This is a genomic window from Pseudomonas sp. NPDC089743, assembly GCF_044748785.1.
GTDB classification, from domain to species: Bacteria; Pseudomonadota; Gammaproteobacteria; order Pseudomonadales; family Pseudomonadaceae; genus Aquipseudomonas; species Aquipseudomonas putida_X.
Genome location: NZ_JBIVGS010000008.1, coordinates 26755 through 44509 on the forward strand (window position 1 = coordinate 26755; position 17755 = coordinate 44509).

13 protein-coding genes and 2 pseudogenes are annotated in these 17755 nt (G+C 65.2%); 14 read left to right on the plus strand and 1 reads right to left on the minus strand.

Annotated features, from left to right (window positions below; genetic code table 11):
• Window positions 1-417: 417 nt before the first annotated feature.
• From ACIPZC_RS15675 to ACIPZC_RS15705, 7 genes are all read left to right on the plus strand, one after another.
• Window positions 418-1587, plus strand: coding sequence for a M20 aminoacylase family protein (locus tag ACIPZC_RS15675; protein WP_400627930.1), 1170 nt, complete (start codon window positions 418-420; stop codon window positions 1585-1587).
• A gap of 142 nt (window positions 1588-1729) precedes the next feature.
• On the plus strand, window positions 1730-3040 hold the full coding sequence (locus ACIPZC_RS15680; protein WP_400627932.1) for a citrate-proton symporter: 1311 nt from the start codon (window positions 1730-1732) through the stop codon (window positions 3038-3040).
• Window positions 3037-4494, plus strand: a complete 1458-nt coding sequence (locus tag ACIPZC_RS15685; RefSeq protein ID WP_400627934.1) for an amidase — start codon at window positions 3037-3039, stop codon at window positions 4492-4494. Before ACIPZC_RS15680 ends, ACIPZC_RS15685 begins: the two co-directional genes overlap by 4 nt.
• Before the next feature lie 69 nt (window positions 4495-4563).
• Window positions 4564-5337 (plus strand): IclR family transcriptional regulator, encoded by a 774-nt coding sequence (locus tag ACIPZC_RS15690; protein WP_241807130.1) that lies wholly within the window; start codon window positions 4564-4566, stop codon window positions 5335-5337.
• Window positions 5338-5581: 244 nt separating this feature from the next.
• A complete protein-coding gene (locus ACIPZC_RS15695) occupies window positions 5582-6238 on the plus strand; it encodes an ABC transporter ATP-binding protein (protein ID WP_400627936.1) in 657 nt (218 codons plus the stop codon).
• Complete coding sequence (locus ACIPZC_RS15700; protein ID WP_400627938.1) at window positions 6238-8697, plus strand: FtsX-like permease family protein; 2460 nt, start codon at window positions 6238-6240, stop codon at window positions 8695-8697. The genes ACIPZC_RS15695 and ACIPZC_RS15700 overlap by 1 nt, the downstream gene beginning before the upstream one ends.
• Window positions 8687-9745, plus strand: coding sequence for a lipocalin-like domain-containing protein (locus tag ACIPZC_RS15705; protein ID WP_400627940.1), 1059 nt, complete (start codon window positions 8687-8689; stop codon window positions 9743-9745). Before ACIPZC_RS15700 ends, ACIPZC_RS15705 begins: the two co-directional genes overlap by 11 nt.
• A gap of 63 nt (window positions 9746-9808) precedes the next feature.
• On the opposite strand, the gene ACIPZC_RS15710 is transcribed toward ACIPZC_RS15705, so the two are convergent.
• A complete protein-coding gene (locus ACIPZC_RS15710) occupies window positions 9809-10804 on the minus strand; it encodes an aldo/keto reductase (protein ID WP_400627942.1) in 996 nt (331 codons plus the stop codon).
• 179 nt (window positions 10805-10983) lie between these two features.
• Here ACIPZC_RS15710 and ACIPZC_RS15715 point away from each other — a divergent pair.
• The 7 genes and pseudogenes from ACIPZC_RS15715 to ACIPZC_RS15745 all read left to right on the plus strand — a co-directional run.
• Window positions 10984-11349, plus strand: a pseudogene (locus ACIPZC_RS15715) (LysR substrate-binding domain-containing protein); the annotation flags it as partial.
• A gap of 100 nt (window positions 11350-11449) precedes the next feature.
• Window positions 11450-12358: a hydroxymethylglutaryl-CoA lyase gene (locus ACIPZC_RS15720; RefSeq protein ID WP_400627944.1), complete on the plus strand. Its 909-nt coding sequence runs from the start codon at window positions 11450-11452 to the stop codon at window positions 12356-12358.
• Window positions 12359-12369: 11 nt separating this feature from the next.
• Window positions 12370-13563, plus strand: coding sequence for a CaiB/BaiF CoA transferase family protein (locus tag ACIPZC_RS15725; RefSeq protein ID WP_400627946.1), 1194 nt, complete (start codon window positions 12370-12372; stop codon window positions 13561-13563).
• 2 nt (window positions 13564-13565) lie between these two features.
• Window positions 13566-14090 carry a gamma carbonic anhydrase family protein gene (locus ACIPZC_RS15730; protein ID WP_349975502.1) on the plus strand — a complete coding sequence of 175 codons (525 nt, stop codon included), beginning with the start codon at window positions 13566-13568 and terminating at the stop codon, window positions 14088-14090.
• A gap of 66 nt (window positions 14091-14156) precedes the next feature.
• Entirely contained in the window at window positions 14157-15473 is a 1317-nt protein-coding gene (locus tag ACIPZC_RS15735; RefSeq protein ID WP_400627948.1) for an MFS transporter, read from the plus strand.
• A gap of 34 nt (window positions 15474-15507) precedes the next feature.
• Window positions 15508-16791: pseudogene (locus ACIPZC_RS15740) on the plus strand (OprD family porin).
• Between the two features lie 226 nt (window positions 16792-17017).
• Entirely contained in the window at window positions 17018-17755 is a 738-nt protein-coding gene (locus ACIPZC_RS15745; RefSeq protein ID WP_241806879.1) for a gluconate 2-dehydrogenase subunit 3 family protein, read from the plus strand.

The following is a 17755-nucleotide window of genomic DNA, read 5'->3' on the forward strand; positions in this document are numbered from 1 at the left end:
TTCGTGGGTTGACAGACCGAGGGCACTGAGAATCCCGGCGCACACAGAGGTGCCCCACGTACAGCTGCCATAACAGGCATTGCACATGCTCTCAGTGACTCACGGTCTGTCAAAACCGTATCGCCGATTGGCAGCGACCGGCCGAGACTATGACCCACGTTTAGCGCATGCAACGAAAAACAGGCGCACGCATTATCTTTGGGAAATGGACTACAACAAAGGGAATTAATCTGATCCTTTCAGCCGTTTTCCGTAGGAAAACAGCCCCGCCACCGTGATGTTCCACCACGTGAAACCACATTCAATTGTGCTCCCGCCCCACTCGCGCTTATCTGTTCGCAACCACGACCTGCCTCAACCGTCGTGACCTCAAAGCGAACAACAAGAACGGGACCCACCCGCGCGAGGAGATTCCCCATGCAGCAGCACCAGCACATCCTGGCCTGGCTCACCGACGTGGCCAGCGACCTGCGCGCCATCCGCCACGATATCCATGCCCACCCCGAACTCGGTTTCGAAGAAAGCCGCACTGCGGCCCTGGTCGCGCAACTGCTCCAAGACTGGGGCTACGAAGTGCACACCGGCATCGGCAAAACCGGTGTGGTTGGCGTGCTACGCAATGGGAGCAGCTCACGCAAACTGGGCCTGCGTGCCGATATGGACGCACTGCCCATCGTAGAAACCACCGGCGCTGAATACACCAGCCGCCACCAGGGCTGCATGCACGCCTGCGGCCATGACGGCCACACCACCATGCTGCTCGGCGCGGCTCGCTACCTGGCGGCCACGCGCCAGTTCGACGGCACGCTGACGCTGATCTTCCAGCCGGCCGAGGAGGGCCAGGGCGGGGCCGAGGCGATGCTGGCCGATGGGCTGCTGGAGCGCTTCCCGTGTGATGCGCTGTTCGGTATGCACAACATGCCGGGGCTGCCGGCCGGGCACCTGGGTTTTCGTGAAGGGCCGATGATGGCTTCGCAGGACCTGCTGACCGTGACTATCGAAGGCGTCGGCGGGCATGGCTCGATGCCGCACCTGACGGTCGACCCATTGGTGGCGGCAGCCAGTGTGGTGATGGCGCTGCAAACCGTGGTGGCGCGCAATATCGATGCGCAGGAGGCGGCGGTGGTAACCGTGGGCGCCCTGCAGGCAGGCGAGGCGGCCAACGTGATCCCGCAGCAGGCGCTGCTGCGGTTGAGCTTGCGTGCGCTGAACGCCGAGGTGCGGGCGCAGACCCTGGAGCGGGTGCAGGCGATCATCGGCAGCCAGGCCCAAAGCTATGGCTGCAGCGCCCGCATCGAACACCGCCCGGCGTACCCGGTGCTGGTCAACCACCCCGACGAAAACGCCTTTGCCCACCAGGTCGGCGTCGAGCTGCTCGGCGCCGAGGCGGTGGATGGCAACACCCGCAAGCTGATGGGCAGCGAAGACTTCGCCTGGATGCTGCAACGCTGCCCCGGCGCCTATCTGTTCATCGGCAACGGCGTACAGCGCCCGATGGTGCACAACCCTGCCTACGACTTCAACGACGACATCCTGCTGACCGGTGCCGCCTACTGGGGCGCCCTCACCGAGCGCTGGCTCAACTAGGCAGCTTCAAGCTTCGAGCTTCAAGCTGCAAGTAAAGGCCGCGCATGGCCCGCTTCTGCTTGCAGCTTGCAGCTTGCAGCTTGCAGCTTGCAGCTCGCCGTTCGCCGCCGTTTCTGGCCAACAGATTGATGGAGTGTCCCGCATGCAGACTTCACACACAGGCGCGTCGCGTACCCGGCAAGTGGTCGCGGCGGTCATCGGTAACGCCCTGGAGTGGTATGACTTTATCGTGTACGGCTTTCTGGCCAGCATCATCGCCCGTCAGTTCTTCCCCTCCGACGACGAGTACGCCTCGCTACTGATGGCCTTGGCCACCTTCGGCGTGGGCTTTTTCATGCGGCCGGTGGGCGGGGTGCTGCTGGGTATCTATTCCGACCGCAAGGGGCGCAAGGCGGCGATGCAACTGATCATCCGCCTGATGACCGTGTCCATCGCCATGATCGCCTTTGCGCCCAGCTACCTGGCCATTGGCATGGGCGCGCCGCTGTTGATCGTGGTGGCGCGCATGCTGCAGGGCTTTGCCACGGGCGGGGAGTACGCCAGTGCCACGGCGTTTCTGGTAGAAAGCGCACCGGCCCACCGCAAGGGGTTGTATGGTTCGTGGCAACTGGTGGGGCAGTGCCTGGCGGTGTTTTCGGGCGCGGCCATGGTCGCGCTGGTGACCCACTTGTGCACACCCGAGGCGTTGGACAGCTGGGGCTGGAGGATCCCGTTCGTGATCGGCTTGCTGATCGGGCCGGTGGGGCTGTGGATTCGCAAGCACATGGAAGAGCCCGAGGCGTTCCTCGAAGCGCGCAAGCAGGCCAAGGGCAAGGCGCCGAGCTTGTGGCAGGTGCTGCGCGAGCATCGGCGCAGCTTGCTGGTGTCGATGGGGCTGGCCTGTGGGGCGACCGTGTCGTTCTACGTGGTGCTGGTGAACATGCCCACCTTCGCCCACAAAAACCTTGGCCTGCCACTGGACCAGGTGCTGCTGGTGCAGATGCTGGCCGTGGGCCTGATGACCGTGGTCATCCCCCTGGCCGGAGCGCTGTCGGACCGGCTTGGCCGGCGCCCGGTGCTGATGGCCTTTACCTTGGCATTTTTCGTGATGGTGTACCCGCTGTACGTGTGGGTAGCCGCAGCGCCGTCGATCGAACGCCTGCTGGTGATGCAACTGCTGCTGTGTACCGCCATCGGCGGCTTCTTCGGCCCGGCGCCCACCGCCTTGGCCGAGCAGTTCCCGATCGAGGTGCGTTCCACCGGGGTGTCGGTGGCCTATAACGTGGCGGTGATGGTGTTCGGCGGCTTCGCGCCGTTGATCGTCACGTGGCTGAGCAAGGTGCTCGGCACCCCGGTGGCGCCGTCGTTCTATGTGCTGTTCGCTTGCTTGTTGACGCTGCTGGGCACCTACTGCCTGAAAGAAGCCCCCCGCGCTGGCAAAGCTGCCGCTTTCAACCTTGGAGTGAAACCGTGAACCCGTTAGCCATCGATCCGATCGTTGCCCTGGATGCCCAGGCGTTGTCCGAGGCGATCCACGCGCGCCAGGTGTCGTGCCGTGAAGTGATGCAGGCCTACCTGGGCCATATCGAGCGCTTCAACCCACAGGTCAATGCGCTGGTGTCGCTGCGCGAGGGCGCGGTGCTGCTGGCCGAGGGCGAGGTGCGTGACCGCGAGCTGGCCGCTGGCCAGTCGCGCGGCTGGATGCATGGTATGCCGCAGGCGGTCAAGGACCTGGCGGCCACGGCGGGGCTGCGCACGACGCTTGGCTCGCCGCTGTTTGCTGAGCAAGTGCCGGCGCATGACGCCATCAGCGTGGCGCGGGTGCGGGCGAGCGGGGCGATCTTTGTCGGCAAAAGCAATGTGCCGGAATTCGGCCTCGGCTCGCAGAGCTACAACACGTTGTTCGGTACCACCACCAATGCCTATGACCACCGCCGTGTGGCCGGCGGCAGCAGTGGCGGCGCCGCGGCGGCGTTGGCCATGCGCCTGCTGCCGGTGGCTGACGGCAGCGACATGATGGGCTCGCTGCGCAACCCGGCCGCGTTCAACAACGTGTTCGGCCTGCGCCCTTCGCAAGGGCGGGTGCCTTACGGGCCAACGCCGGAGCTGTTCGTGCAGCAGCTGGCCACCGAGGGGCCGATGGGGCGCACGGTGACGGACGTGGCGCGGTTGCTGTCGGTGCAGGCCGGGCACGACCCGCGCGCGCCGCTGTCGCTCAGTGACGGCCCGCGTGACTTTGCCGCCGGGTTGCAGCGCGATTTCAAAGGGGTGCGGGTGGGCTGGCTGGGCAACTTCGACGGCTACCTGCCGATGGACGAGGGGGTGATGGACCTGTGTCAGGCAGCATTGGCAGACTTCGCCGAGCTGGGCTGCGAGGTCGAGGCGTGCCAGCCAGGGTTTGACCCGGGGCGTTTATGGCAATGCTGGCTCACCCTTCGCCACTTCCTGGTGCACGGCAACCTGGGCGCGGCGTATGCCGACCCAGGCAAGCGTGCACAGCTCAAGCCTGAGGCGCAGTGGGAAGTGGAGGGCGGCCTGCGCCTGACCGCGGCGGACGTCTACCAGGCTTCGCTGGACCGCAGCGCGTGGTACGTGGCGTTGGGCAAGTTGTTCGAGCGTTACGATTATTTGCTGTTGCCGGCTGCCCAAGTGTTCCCTTTCGATGCAGCCCAGCCGTGGCCCAAGGTGGTTGGTGGGCAGGCGATGGACACCTACCACCGCTGGATGGAGGTGGTGATTGGCCCGACTTTGGCCGGCCTGCCGAGCATGAGCGTGCCGGTGGGGTTCAACGCCGCCGGGCTGCCGATGGGCCTGCAGATCATAGGCCCGGCCCAGGCGGACCATGCCGTGCTGCAACTGGCCTATGCCCATGAACAACTGACCCGCTGGGTAGCGCGGCAGCCGCCTGGGTGCCTGCAGGTGCGCTGAAAGCCCTGGGCAGGCCCGTATCTTGCTGGGCATGATGACCATCCACGCACAGACACGGAGGTCGAACCCATGGGTATTACCGCAGACAGCGGGGGCGTGCGCTCGGTGGAGCGGGCACTGGCGATTGTCGAACTGCTTGGTGAGCACCACGCGCTGGGGCTCGAAGAGCTGCATTACCTGACGGCACTGCCCAAAGCCACGGTATCGCGCATGCTCGCCACCTTGCAGGAGCAGGGCTGGGTCTACCGTGGCCTGAGCGACCGCCGCTACCGCTTGTGTGCCCGGCGCCTGTTTGGCGACCGCCAGCTGCGCTTCAAGCGCACACTGGTGGAACGCGCCGCGCCGCTGCTGTTGGAGCTGAGCGAGCGCACCGGGCTGGTGGCGGACCTTTCTTCTTTTGACGGCGAACGGCTGGAGGTGATGGAAAGCGCCATTGCGCAGGTGCTGCGCAAACGCTACCCGCACACCTGCCAGCTCGTTGGGCACCATGCCAGCTTGTTTCACTCGGCCATGGGCCGGGCGTGCCTGAAGGAGCTGGCGGCGGATGAGGTACAGCGCTTGGCGGCGCATGAGCGGGTGCGCGATGAGGCGCTGTTGCGCGATATCGAGGCTGATGGGCACAACGGCTTTGGCCAGCGCACCGAAGGGTTCTGGGAATACCCGGTGCGCTTGCCGTTCCTGATCCGGGCGATTGCCCTGCCGGTGCGGGTGGAGGGGCGGCTGGTGGGCAGCATAGCGCTGCACTGGCCGCTGGACCTGGCACCGGTGGAGCGGGTGCAGAGCTTGCACCTGAACAGCTTGGCGGCGACGGTGGGGCAGGTACAGCACGCGTTGCTGAATTGAGGCGGCTGTTCCGGCCTCATCGCCGGCAAGCCGGCTCCCACAGGGACCGCGCAGTGCTTGAGCTCTGTGCTGTACCTGGACTGCCCAGGGCATTGGATTGGTGTCCAGATTCCTGAAGACAGCCCAGATCCCTGTGGGAGCCGGCTTGCCGGCGATGAGGCCAGTGAAAACAGTGCAAACAGTTGCCCCAAAGCGGCGTTTGCAGCTATGCCTACTGTTGCCCCCCAAACAAGGTCCCAAGCTAATGTTGGTCGTCGAAAACCTGCGCAAGTCATTCGCCACCGCCCAAGGCCCTCTGGAGGTGCTGCGCGGGGTGGACCTGTCGCTGGACCGTGGCAGCAGCCTGGCCCTGATGGGCGAGTCGGGCAGCGGCAAGAGCACCTTGCTGCACCTGCTGGCAGGCCTGGACCGCGCCGACAGCGGGCGCATCCTGATCGATGGCCAACCACTGGACAACCGCGGCGAAGCTGCCTTGGCACGCTGGCGGCGCGAGAGCATCGGCCTGGTGTTCCAGCAGTACAACCTCATCAGCAGCCTGGACGTGGCGGCCAACCTGGCCTTCCAAGCGCGCCTGGCGGGGCGCCATGACCCGGCCTGGGTGACCCACTTGGCCAGCCGGTTGGGGCTGGCCCCACTGCTGCAACGTTACCCGGAGCAACTGTCCGGCGGGCAGCAGCAGCGTGTTGCCATCGGCCGCGCGCTGGCCAGCCGGCCGTTACTGCTGCTGGCTGACGAGCCCACCGGCAGCCTTGACGAGGCCAGCAGCGATGAAGTGTTGACGCTGCTGCTGCAACTGGTCAACGAGGCGGGTAGCAGCGTGCTGATGGTGACCCACAGCCAGCGCCTGGCCGCCAGGCTGCAGCGCCGCTGCATGCTGCAGATGGGCCGGGTGCAGGGGTGATGAACAGTTTGCGGATCACCTTGCAGGCCCTGTGCAGCCATTGGTGGCGCCACCGGCTGCAGTGCATCAGCATCTTCACCGGGCTGTGGCTGGCCACGGCGCTGTGGAGCGGCGTTCAGGCGCTCAACACCCAGGCCCGTAACGACTACGCACAAGCCAGTGCAGTGCTCGCCGGGCCTGCCCGCCCACAACTGGTAGCACGCTCGGGGCAGCGTTTCGACCAGGCGTTGTATGTGCAATTGCGCAGGCTGGGCTGGCCGGTGACGCCCGTGCTGGAAGGGCGCCTGCGCCTGGCGGGGCAGCAGCAGGTCGCGTTGCGGCTGATCGGCATCGAGCCGCTTGGCCTGTTGCCGGGCATGGCCGTGGCCGGTGCCGATGTGCAGAATTTTGACGTGCAGGCGTTCGTGGGCACGCCGGGGCAAGCGTGGGTAGGCCCGGACACGCTGCGCCAGCTGGGCCGCCAGCCCGGCGATCAGGTCAGCACGGTGGATGGGCAGGTACTGCCGCCGCTTACCTTGCACGCGCAGCTGGCACCGGGTGTAGTGGTGGTCGACATCGGCCAGGCGCAGGCCTTGCTCGATGCCGCCGGGCAATTGTCGTGGCTGCTCAGCGACAGTGACCGGCCACTGCCGAGTGACATCGCGGCCAGCCTGAAGCTGCAGCCGCCCGGCGACGATGCCGACCTGCAGCGGCTGACCGCCAGCTTTCACCTGAACCTCGCCGCCCTCGGCCTGCTGGCCTTCGTGGTGGGGTTATTCATTGCCCATGCTGCGATCGGCCTGGCGCTGGAGCAGCGCCGCGGGTTGATCCGCACCTTGCGCGCATGCGGTGTGAGCCTGAAGGTGCTGTTGACAGCGCTCGCCTTGGAGCTGGGGTTGTTTGCGCTGTTGGGTGGTGTGGCGGGCGTGGCTGCAGGCTACCTGCTGGCCGCGCTGATGCTGCCTGATTTCGCCTCCAGCCTGCGCGGGCTTTATGGGGCCCAGGTGGCAGGGCAATTGCACTTGCCGGCGCACTGGTGGCTGGCAGGCATTGCCGTCAGCTTGTTCGGCGCGCTGCTGGCGGGGCTCGACAGCCTGCTGCGTGCGGCGCGCCTGCCATTGCTGGCCTTGGCGCAGCCCCAGGCCTGGCGCCTGGCGCAAGTGCCTTGGTTGCGGCGCCAGGGTGGCGCTGGCGCCGTGCTGCTGATGGTAGCGGCGGGCTGCGGCTACCTGGGTCAGGGGCTGCCCAGTGCGTTCGGCATGCTGGCCGCTTTGCTGCTGGCGGCGGCGCTGTTGTTGCCGGGGTTGCTGGCGCTTTTGCTCGGCGGCCTGGCGCGGGTGTGCAAGCGCCCGCTGGCGCAGTGGTTCGTTGCCGACAGCCGTCAGCAACTGCCGGCCTTGAGCCTGGCACTGATGGCGCTGTTGCTGGCCTTGGCCGCCAGTGTCGGGGTCGGCGGCATGACCGAAGGCTTTCGCCGCACCTTCATCGGCTGGCTGGACCAGCGCCTGGCCGCCGATGTGTACGTCACGCCCCGCGACAGCGCGCAGGCGCAGCAGATCTACGCGCGCTTGCGGGCAGACGGTACCGTCAGCGCGGTGCTGCCCAGCTGGCGGGTGGACTGGCGCCTGCAGCAGTGGCCGGTGCAGGTACAGGGGGTGGATGATCACCGCTTTTACCGTCAGCACTGGCCATTGCTGCAGCAGGCGCCGGGCGCCTGGCAGGCGCTGGCCGACGGCCGTGGCGCGATGCTCAGCGAGCAGCTGGCCCGTCGCCTTGGCCTGGCTGTAGGGCAGGCCCTGCAGTTGCCTGGCGAGCCACCGCAGGCCATGGCCGTGGTGGGCATTTATGCCGACTATGGCAACCCCAAAGGCCATGTGCTGGTCAACGCTGACTGGTTGCGCAGGCATGCACCAGCGGCCAGCCTGGCCGGCTTGAGCCTGCTGGTACCGCCTGAACGGGTAGCTGCGCTGAAGGATGAACTGCAACGACGCTATGCCCTGGATGACAATCAGGTGGTGGAGCAGGCCCGCCTCAAGGCCTGGTCGAGCGAGGTGTTCAGCCGCACCTTCGCGGTCACCGCGGCATTGAACAGCCTGACGCTAGGGGTTGCCGGCGTTGCGTTGTTCATCAGCCAGCTGACCTTGAGCCAGCGCCGCCTGGGGCAGTTGGCGCCGTTGTGGGCGTTGGGTGTGCCACGGCGCTGGCTGGCCTGGCTAAGCCTGGGGCAAACGCTGATGCTCAGTTGCTTCACCGTGCTGCTGGCGATACCCCTGGGCCTGCTGCTGGCCTGGTGCCTGGTGGCGGTGGTGAACGTGCAGGCGTTCGGGTGGCGGCTGCCTTGGCATGTATTTACCGGGCAGCTGGTGCAACTGGCCGTATTGGGTCTGTTGACCAGCCTGCTGGCCAGCGCCTGGCCGTTATGGCAGCTGGCACGCAGCCAGCCAAGCGCACTGTTGAGGCAATTTGCCGATGAAAGCTGAAACGTGGCTGTTGATGGCATGCCTGCTGCTGGCCGGCTGCGACCCGCCTGCGCCAGCACCCAAGAGCTTTGCGGGCCTGGGTGAGGATGCGGCGGCGTTCAGCCAGGTGGTACCGGGGCATGCGCTGGCATTCCCCCGTGACCATGGCGCGCACGAGGGCTTTCGTATCGAATGGTGGTACGTCACCGCCAACCTGCGCGATGCCCAGGGCCGTGACTGGGGCGTGCAATGGACGTTGTTCCGCTCGGCCTTGCGGCCCGGGCCTGAGACCTGGAACTGGAACAGCCCCAACCTGTGGATGGGCCACGCCGCGCTGACCGGCCCGGGCGGCCATCAGGTCAGTGAAACCCTGGCGCGCGGTGGCATCGGCCAGGCTGGCGTCGAGGCGCAACCGTTCCGGGCGTGGATCAACGATTGGTCGCTGCTGGGCAAGCCCGGTGTCGAGCGCCTGCAGATGCGTGCCAGCGGGGAGGGGTTTGGTTATGACCTGGCCCTCACCAGCGATCAGCCGCTGCTGTTGCACGGGGTGCAGGGCTACAGCGAAAAATCCGGCAAGGGCCAGGCGTCGTACTACTACAGTCAGCCGTTCTACAGGGTCAGCGGAGAGGTCGAGCGAGCGGGGCAGCGTGTCGCCGTCACAGGGCAGGCCTGGCTTGACCGGGAATGGAGCAGCCAGCCGTTGGCCGCCGGGCAAAGTGGCTGGGACTGGTTTTCCCTGCACCTGGCTACGGGCGCCAAGCTGATGCTGTTCCAGGTACGCGAGGATCAAGGGCCGCCTTACCGCGCGGGCACCTGGGTCGATGCCCAGGGGCAGGTACGGGCGCTGCAGGGCGGGCAGATCGAATTGGCACCGCTGGCCTGGACGCGGCAAGACAATGGCAAACAGGTGCCCACCCGCTGGCGGGTGAAAGTGCCAGCGGTGCAGGTGGATGTCGAGGTGGATGCGCTAGAGCCCAAAGCCTGGATGGGCACACGCTTCCCTTATTGGGAGGGCCCGGTACGTGTGGGCGAGAAGGGCCGTGGGTATCTGGAGATGACGGGTTACTGAGGCCCGCACTGGCAGCGCAGTGCTGTGCGGGCATCGGATTGCCACAGGAGGGATTTCACCGGCCTACTTGAAGCCCGTCACCGCATGTGGCACATACGGGGCTTGCAGGCGCTCCACTTCCTCAGCGCTGAGCTCGAACTGCAGCGCGCCAATCGCATCGTCGAGGTGCGCCACCTTAGATGCCCCTACGATCGGCGCCGAAACCCCTCGCTTGCCCAGGACCCAGGCCAGCGCCACCTGCGCCATGGGCACGCCACGTTCGCCGGCTATCTGTTCGACCACATCGATCACCCGACCGTCTTCCACTTCAGTTCTTTCATAGAACGACTGGCCGGAAATGTCGGTACGGGTACGCGCGGTCTGCTGGCCATGGGGGCGGGTCAGGCGGCCGCGGGCCATCGGGCTCCAAGGCATCAGGCCCACGCCCTGGTCCAGGCACAGCGGGATCATTTCCCGCTCCTCCTCGCGGTAGATCAGGTTGAGGTAGTTCTGCATCGACACGAAGCGGCTCCAGCCATTGCTGGCTGCCACCTGCTGGGCTTTGGCGAACTGCCAGGCATACATCGAGGAGGCGCCGATGTAGCGCGCCTTGCCGGCTTTGACCACATCGTGCAGCGCTTCCATGGTCTCCTCGATGGGCGTGTGGTAGTCCCAGCGGTGGATCTGGTAGAGGTCTACATAGTCGGTGCCAAGGCGGGTGAGGCTGGCGTCGATATTGGCCATGATCGCCTTGCGTGACAGGCCTTGTTCGTTGGGCCGGGTGCTGCCTTCCCACATGTTGGCCGGGAAGAACACCTTGGTGGCGATCACGGTTTCTTCGCGGCGGGTGAACGCCTTCAGCAGCTTGCCCAGGATCAGCTCCGAGGTGCCGGCCGAGTAGCTGTTGGCGGTGTCGAAGAAGTTGATGCCTTGCTCCACGGCGTGGCGGATGATCGGGCGGCTGTCGTCTTCGCCGAGGGTCCAGGGGTGGGTGCCGGCGCCCGGCTCGCCGAAGGTCATGCAGCCCAGGCACAGTTTCGAAACATCCAGGCCGGTGTTGCCCAACTTGACGTACTGCATCCGCTTCTCCTCGTGGTCGTTTGCGATGGGTGAAGCTTAGCGGGGCTATGGCCCTGCGGAAATCCCGTATCGCTGCAGGCGAGCTCTGCAGAAATTCACAAGCGCAGCAGGGGCTTGACCTGTTGCTGCAAAAAGTCGGTGACGGCCTTGATGCGTGGTGTATTGCGCACGTCCTCATGCACATTGCCTTTGCCGAAACCCTGGGCTACGAGCACCTGGGCCTTTCGGCATTCGCCACGTTGAACAATTTCATGCGCAAGAGCGCCGAGGCAACCGGCAAAGAACTGCGTTTTCGCTCCTATGTGTCGTCGTTCGACGCCGCGTACCGGCTGGTGCAGTTCGGCCTGGGCCTGGCGGTGTTCCCACAGGAGGCCGTGGCGCGCTATGCGCCGCTGTTCGATTTGCGCGTGATCCCGCTGACCGATGACTGGGCGCTGGGTGAATTCGTCATCTGCATGCGCGACCGGCATTCGCTGTCGCTGTCGGCGCGGCGCTTGCTGGACCACCTGTTGTTGCGCGCCCCAGCCAGGCAAAGCCTGCCCTGATATCCATCGTGGCTGGCGATGGATCAGCCCGTGAAACACGTCTTTTCTGCCTGCCGTGGTGCTCGTAGTCTGGCTGCACGCTTCAGACAGAGAACCCCTGATGACAACAATAACAATCAACGAAGTCGGCCTGCGTGATGGCCTGCAGAGCCTGCAAACGGTCATGCCGACCGCCGCGAAGCTGCGATGGATCGACAGCGCCTACGCCGCCGGCGTACGCCATATGGAAGTCGCCTCGTTCGTGCCGGCCAGGCTGCTGCCTCAGATGGCCGACGCCAAACAGGTGGTCGCCCACGCCCTGACATACCCCGATTTGCTGGTCACGGTCCTGGCCCCCAACCTGCGCGGCGCCCTGGATGCGCTGGAGTCTGGCGCGCAGCGTATCGTGGCGCCGGTGTCGGTTAGCACTGCCCACAGCCTGGCCAACGTCCGCCGTACGCCCCAGGAGATGGTCGAGGAGCTGGGGCGCATGTGCCAGTTGCGCAACGAGACGGGCCGGCATGAGGTGCAGATGATCGCCGGCATGTCGGTGGCCTTTGGCTGCACCCGCCAGGGTGACGTGCCGCTGAGCGACCTGTGCGCCTTGACCCGCCAGGTGATCGAGGTCGGTTGCGACCTGGTTTCGCTGGGCGACACCACCGGTTACGCCAACCCCGGCCAGGTCGCGACGGTGATCCAGGCCGTACGCGCCATCGCCGGCGAGCGGCTGCGCGCCGCGCATTTTCATGACACCCGTGGCCTGGCCTTGGCCAACAGCCTGGTCGCCGTGCAGCAGGGCATCCGCGAGCTGGACGCTTCGCTGGCGGGGCTTGGCGGTTGCCCGTTCGCACCGGGCGCCTCCGGCAATACCGTCACCGAGGACCTGGTGTTCATGCTGCAGAGCATGGGCCTGGACACCGGCATCGACCTGCAGGCGCTGATCGACTCACGCCAGGTGCTGCGTGACGCCTTGCCCGAAGAGCCGCTCTACGGCGCTATCGCCCGTGCCGGGCTGCCACTCAACTATTAAGGGATACAGCAATGTCCAGACTCCCCTTGGATGGCATCCGTGTCGTCGAGATTTCGCACATGGTCATGGGCCCCACCTGCGGCATGATCCTCGGTGACCTTGGCGCCGAAGTGATCAAGATCGAGCCTACCCGCGGTGACGGCACGCGCCGGTTGCTGGGTGCGGGGGCGGGTTTTTTCCGCACCTTCAACCGCAACAAGCAATGCATCGCCGTTGACGTCGAAACGCCCCAGGGCCGCGAAGCCGTGCTGGAGCTGATCGACACGGCCGACGTGTTCATCGAGAACTTCAAACCCGGGCGCATGCACAAGCTTGGTTTCGACTACGCCGCGCTGCGCCAGCGCAACCCCCGGCTGGTCTACGCCTCGCACAAGGGCTTCCTCAGTGGCCCTTACGACAACCGCCTGGCGCTGGACGAAGTGGTGCAGATGATGGCGGGCCTTGCCTACATGACCGGCCCGGTGGGCCGGCCCTTGCGCGCGGGCAGTTCGGTGAACGACATCATGGGCGGCATGTTCGGCGCCATCGGTGTGCTCGCCGCGCTGAACGAGCGCAACAGCACCGGCAGCGGCCGCGAGGTACAAAGTGCGCTGTACGAGAACTGCGTACTGCTGGCCGCCCAGCACATGCAGCAGTATGTGGTGACCGGGGAGGCCGCAGCGCCCATGCCCAACCGCATCAGCGCCTGGGCCATCTACGACGTGTTCACCTTTGCCGGGGGCGAGCAGATGTTCGTGGCCGCGACCGGGGAAGGGCAGTGGAACGCGCTGTGCCAGCTGCTGGGCCAGAGCGCATTGCGGGATGACCCGACGCTGGCCACCAACAATGACCGGGTGCTGCAGCGCCCACGCTTGCTGGCGCACCTGGCTGAGGTGTTCGCCAACCTCGATGCCCAGCAACTGGCGGCTGAGCTGGAGGCCAACGGCATCCCGTTCGCGCCCATCCGGCGCCCTGAAGAACTGTTCGATGATGCGCACCTGCTAGAAAGCGGCGGCATGGCCGAGCTGGTCCTGGAAGACGGCAGCAGCACGCCGATGCCGTTGCTGCCGCTGTCGCTCGATGGCCAGCGCCTGCAACCGCGCCGCTCGATCCCGCGCATTGGCGAGCACACGCACAAGGTCATGCGCGAGCTGGGCTACAGCGACCAACACATCGCCCAGCTGTGCGCAGCGGGCGTTCTCAAGACTGACGAGCAGGGGTGCTAAGGATGGCTATCTATCGCTACGACACACTCACTCCCAACCTACACCCAGAAACCTTCGTCGCCGAACAGGCCACGGTGATAGGCGACGTCACCCTGGAGCAGGGTGCCAGTGTCTGGCCGCAGGCGGTGCTGCGCGGCGACAACGCTGCAATCCGCATTGGCCAGCACAGCAATGTTCAGGAAGGCGCGGTGCTGCATGCCGACCCAGGCTTCGCACTGACCGTGGGCAATGGCGTCACCATTGGCCACCAGGCGATGCTGCATGGCTGCACGGTCGCTGATGGCGCACTGATCGGCATTCAGGCGGTGGTACTCAATGGCGCGGTCATCGGCCGCAACTGCCTGGTGGGCGCGGGCGCCATCGTTACCGAAGGCAAGGTCTTCCCCGACAATTCCCTGATCCTCGGCGCACCGGCCAAGGTGGTGCGCGAGCTGACGCCTGACGCTATCGCCCACATGCATGCCAACGCAGCCGATTACCTTCGCAAAGGGGCCGCCTACAAGGAAAAGCTTGTGCGCATTGGCTAACAGCCCTTCAGTGGCGCCCATAAGGGCGCCGCCGCTCTCCAATAATTACAAGAACGGAGATCCATCATGGTTGCCTTGACCGGTGTTCTGGCGCGCGAGCGCAATGACAGCCACATCAATGAACTGCTGCTGTACCGCCGCGTGGCCTGGCGCATCATGCCGCTGGCCATCATCTGTTTCCTGTTTTCCTACTTCGACCGCATCAACATCAGCTTCGCCAAAGCCCAGATGCAGGCTGAGCTTGGCCTGAGCGACGCTGCCTATGGCCTGGCCGCGAGCATGTTCTTCATTGGCTACGTATTGTTCGAAGTGCCGAGCAGCCTGGGCCTGAAACGCTACGGGGCGCCGGCGTGGATCTGCCGGATCATGGTGTCCTGGGGGCTGGCCACCGCCGCGCTGGTGTTCGCCTACACACAGTACACGTTGTACTTCCTGCGCTTTCTGATCGGTGTGATGGAGGCCGGTTTCGGGCCGGCGATCCTGTTCTACCTGGCGTGCTGGTTCCCGCGTAGACACCTGGCGAAGATGAATGGCCTGTGGTTCCTCGCAGGGCCTCTGGCCGGTGCGATGGGTGGGCCGGCAGCGGGTTTCTTGCTGGGGACCATGGACGGCGTGCTTGGCCTGGCCGGTTGGCACTGGCTGTTTTTGATGTCGGGCCTGCCATGCGTAGTGCTGGGTATCGTGGTGCTGTACAAGCTCGACCGTGATATCGAGTCGGCCCGCTGGTTGAGCCGTGCAGAAAAAGACCTGCTGGTGGAAAACCTGGCGCAGGACCAACGCGCGCAGAAACCGGTGCTGGGGTCGTTGTGGCGGGTACTGCTGACCCGCGAAGTGGCGATCATGGCGTTCATCTATTACGTGGTGAAATCCGCGTCCTATGGCCTGAACTTCTGGATGCCGCACCTGATCAAGTCCTCGGGTGTGCAGGACATGCTGTGGGTCGGCGTGCTGTCTGCGCTGCCGTACGCGGTAGCCTGTGTCGGCATGGTGCTGCTGACCCGGCGCTCGGACCGCACCGGCGAGCGCAAGCGCTACCTGGTCTATTGCCTGCTGGCGGCCGCGGCCGGCTACTTGCTGGCGTGCCTGTTCTCGGACTCGTCCTGGGCGATGATGGCGGCGCTGGTACTGGCCACGGCAGGTACATTCATCGCCATTCCGATCTTCTGGACCATCCCGCAGTCCACGTTCTCGGGCCTGGCGATCGCCACCGGCACGGCGGCGATCAACTCTGTGGGGCAACTCAGCGGCATCGTGGCGCCGGTGATGGTGGGGCAGATCAACGACCTCACCGGTAGCAGCTACATGGGCATGCTATCCATTGCGCCGCTGATCCTGCTCGCCTGCCTGGTGGTGATGCGTTACGTCAAAAACCCCAAGGCCTGAACCTGCCCGACAACAACAAGAACAAGGCACATTCATGATCACTTCCACCTCCGTGCGGGCATCGCTGATGCTCGCGGCGTTCTGCTGCGCGTGGCCACCCGCGCAGGCTGCCTTTGTCGAGGACGGCAAAGGTAGCCTGGAGCTGCGCAACTTCTACTTTGACCGCGACTTTCACGGTGAGGCCGCCAGCCAATCCCGGCGTGGCGAATGGGCCCAGGGCTTCATGCTCAAGTGGCAGTCCGGCTACACCCAGGGTGTGCTGGGGTTTGGCCTGGATGCGGTCGGGATGCTTGGCGTAAAGCTCGATTCATCGCCGGACCGCAGCGGCACCGGGCTGCTGCCGCGGGGCAGCGACAAGCGCGCGGCGGACAGCTACAGCAAGGCGGTCGCCACGTTCAAGACGAAGCTGTCGCAGACCGAGCTGCAGGTGGGCGCGCTCAGCCCGCAGTTGCCGTTGCTCGCGTCGAACAACAGCCGCTTGTTCCCACAATGGTTCAACGGCGCGCAACTGGTGAGCAAGGACCTCGACAACCTGGTGCTGACGTTACTGCAGGTAGATGCCACCAAGCTGCGTGACTCCACCGATTATGAAGACCTGACGGCGATGGCGCAGCAGGGCGCCTATTAGGCCACAGTGAGCAGTACCCGGTTGTATTACCTGGGGGCCGATTATCAGCCGATCAAGAACCTGACCCTGAGCCTGCACGGCAGCCAACTGGATGACCTGTTCCGCCGGGATTACGCCGGGTTCAAGTACAGGACTGGCGTGGGGCCAGGTGAAGCCTTCACCGAATGGCGCTGGTTCAATGCCCAGGAGCAGGGAAGGGCGTTGCTCGGTGAGGTGGATAACCAGACCTTGAGCACCCAGTTTGGTTACAGCTTCACCGGCCATACCCTCAGCGGGGGGTATCAGAAGGCCAGTGGCGATACGGCCTACGCCTATGTGGGCGGGACCGACACTTATCTGTTCAGCGAACAGCAGGTGAGCACCTTTGCGCTGGCCAACGAACGCGCCTGGATGTTGCGCTATGACTACAACTTTGCCGCGCTGGGCATACCTGGGCTCACGTTCAATGTGCGCTATGTGAAAGGCGATCAGGTCGACCCGCAGCGCATCGCCAGCGCCAAGGGCAGGGCGCTGGCTGCACGGGGCGGTGAAGGGGAGGAGTGGGAGCGCACAACGGATGTGACCTATGTGGTGCAGTCGGGGGCGCTGAAGAATCTTTCGCTGCGCTGGCGCAATGCGAGCATGCGCTCGAATTTTGCGGATGCGGCGGATGAAAACCGGGTGATTGTGGGGTATGTGGTCGAGTTTTGATGGGTGGAGTACAAGTGTGCTCCAGTGGGTGGATGGCTTGTTCTTCGCTTTGGGTGGCCTCCCGCGCAAGCGCGCCTGCGCGGGTGGCTACGGCCCATGCAAGTGATATGAAACCGGTTTCAAAATGTTTCCGAACCAGCTAGATTAGGCGGTTTATCAGGGCCTCTCCCTGACCGAAACCCAGACGGCGCAACCCAAGGCCGCCCAATGCTGATGAGGACTCGCAATGCCTGAGCATGCCCCCGACAACCCGCGCCGGGACTTCCTGCGCAAAACGTTGACCCTGATTCCGGTGGTCACCGTGGCGACCAGCACCGGCCTGGGTGCCGGCCAACTGCTGGCCCAGCCGGCCCGCGAACCGAAGGTGCCCGCGACACCGCCCGCTGGCCATTACCAGCCGACGTTCTTCACCGCTGAGGAATGGGCCTTCGTGCAGGCGGCGGTGTCGCGCATCATCCCCGCTGACGAGCTGGGCCCCGGCGCACTCGAAGCAGGCGCCGCCGAATTCATCGACCGCCAGATGAACACCCCCTATGCCACAGGTGCCCAGTGGTACATGCAAGGCCCGTTCAAGGCCGACGCCGCGCCGGAGCTTGGCTACCAGCTGCAACTGAGCCCACAGCAAATCTACCGCCTGGGCATCGCCGCTGCGGACGCCTGGTGCAAAAATGCCAGCGGCAAAACTTTCGCCGAGCAAGATAGCGCTACCCGAGACAAGGTTCTTGGCAAGATCGAAGCCGGTGAGATCGTTTTCGACCAATTGCCGGCAAAGGTGTTTTTTAGCCTGCTGGTGCAGAACACCCGCGAGGGGTTCTTCTGTGACCCGATTCACGGTGGCAACAAGGGCATGGTCGGCTGGACGCAAATCGGCTTCCCAGGTGCCCGCGCAGACTTCATGGACTGGGCCGAGCGCAACGAGCCTTACCCCTTCCCGGCAGTATCGATTCGTGGCGAGAGGGCGTAA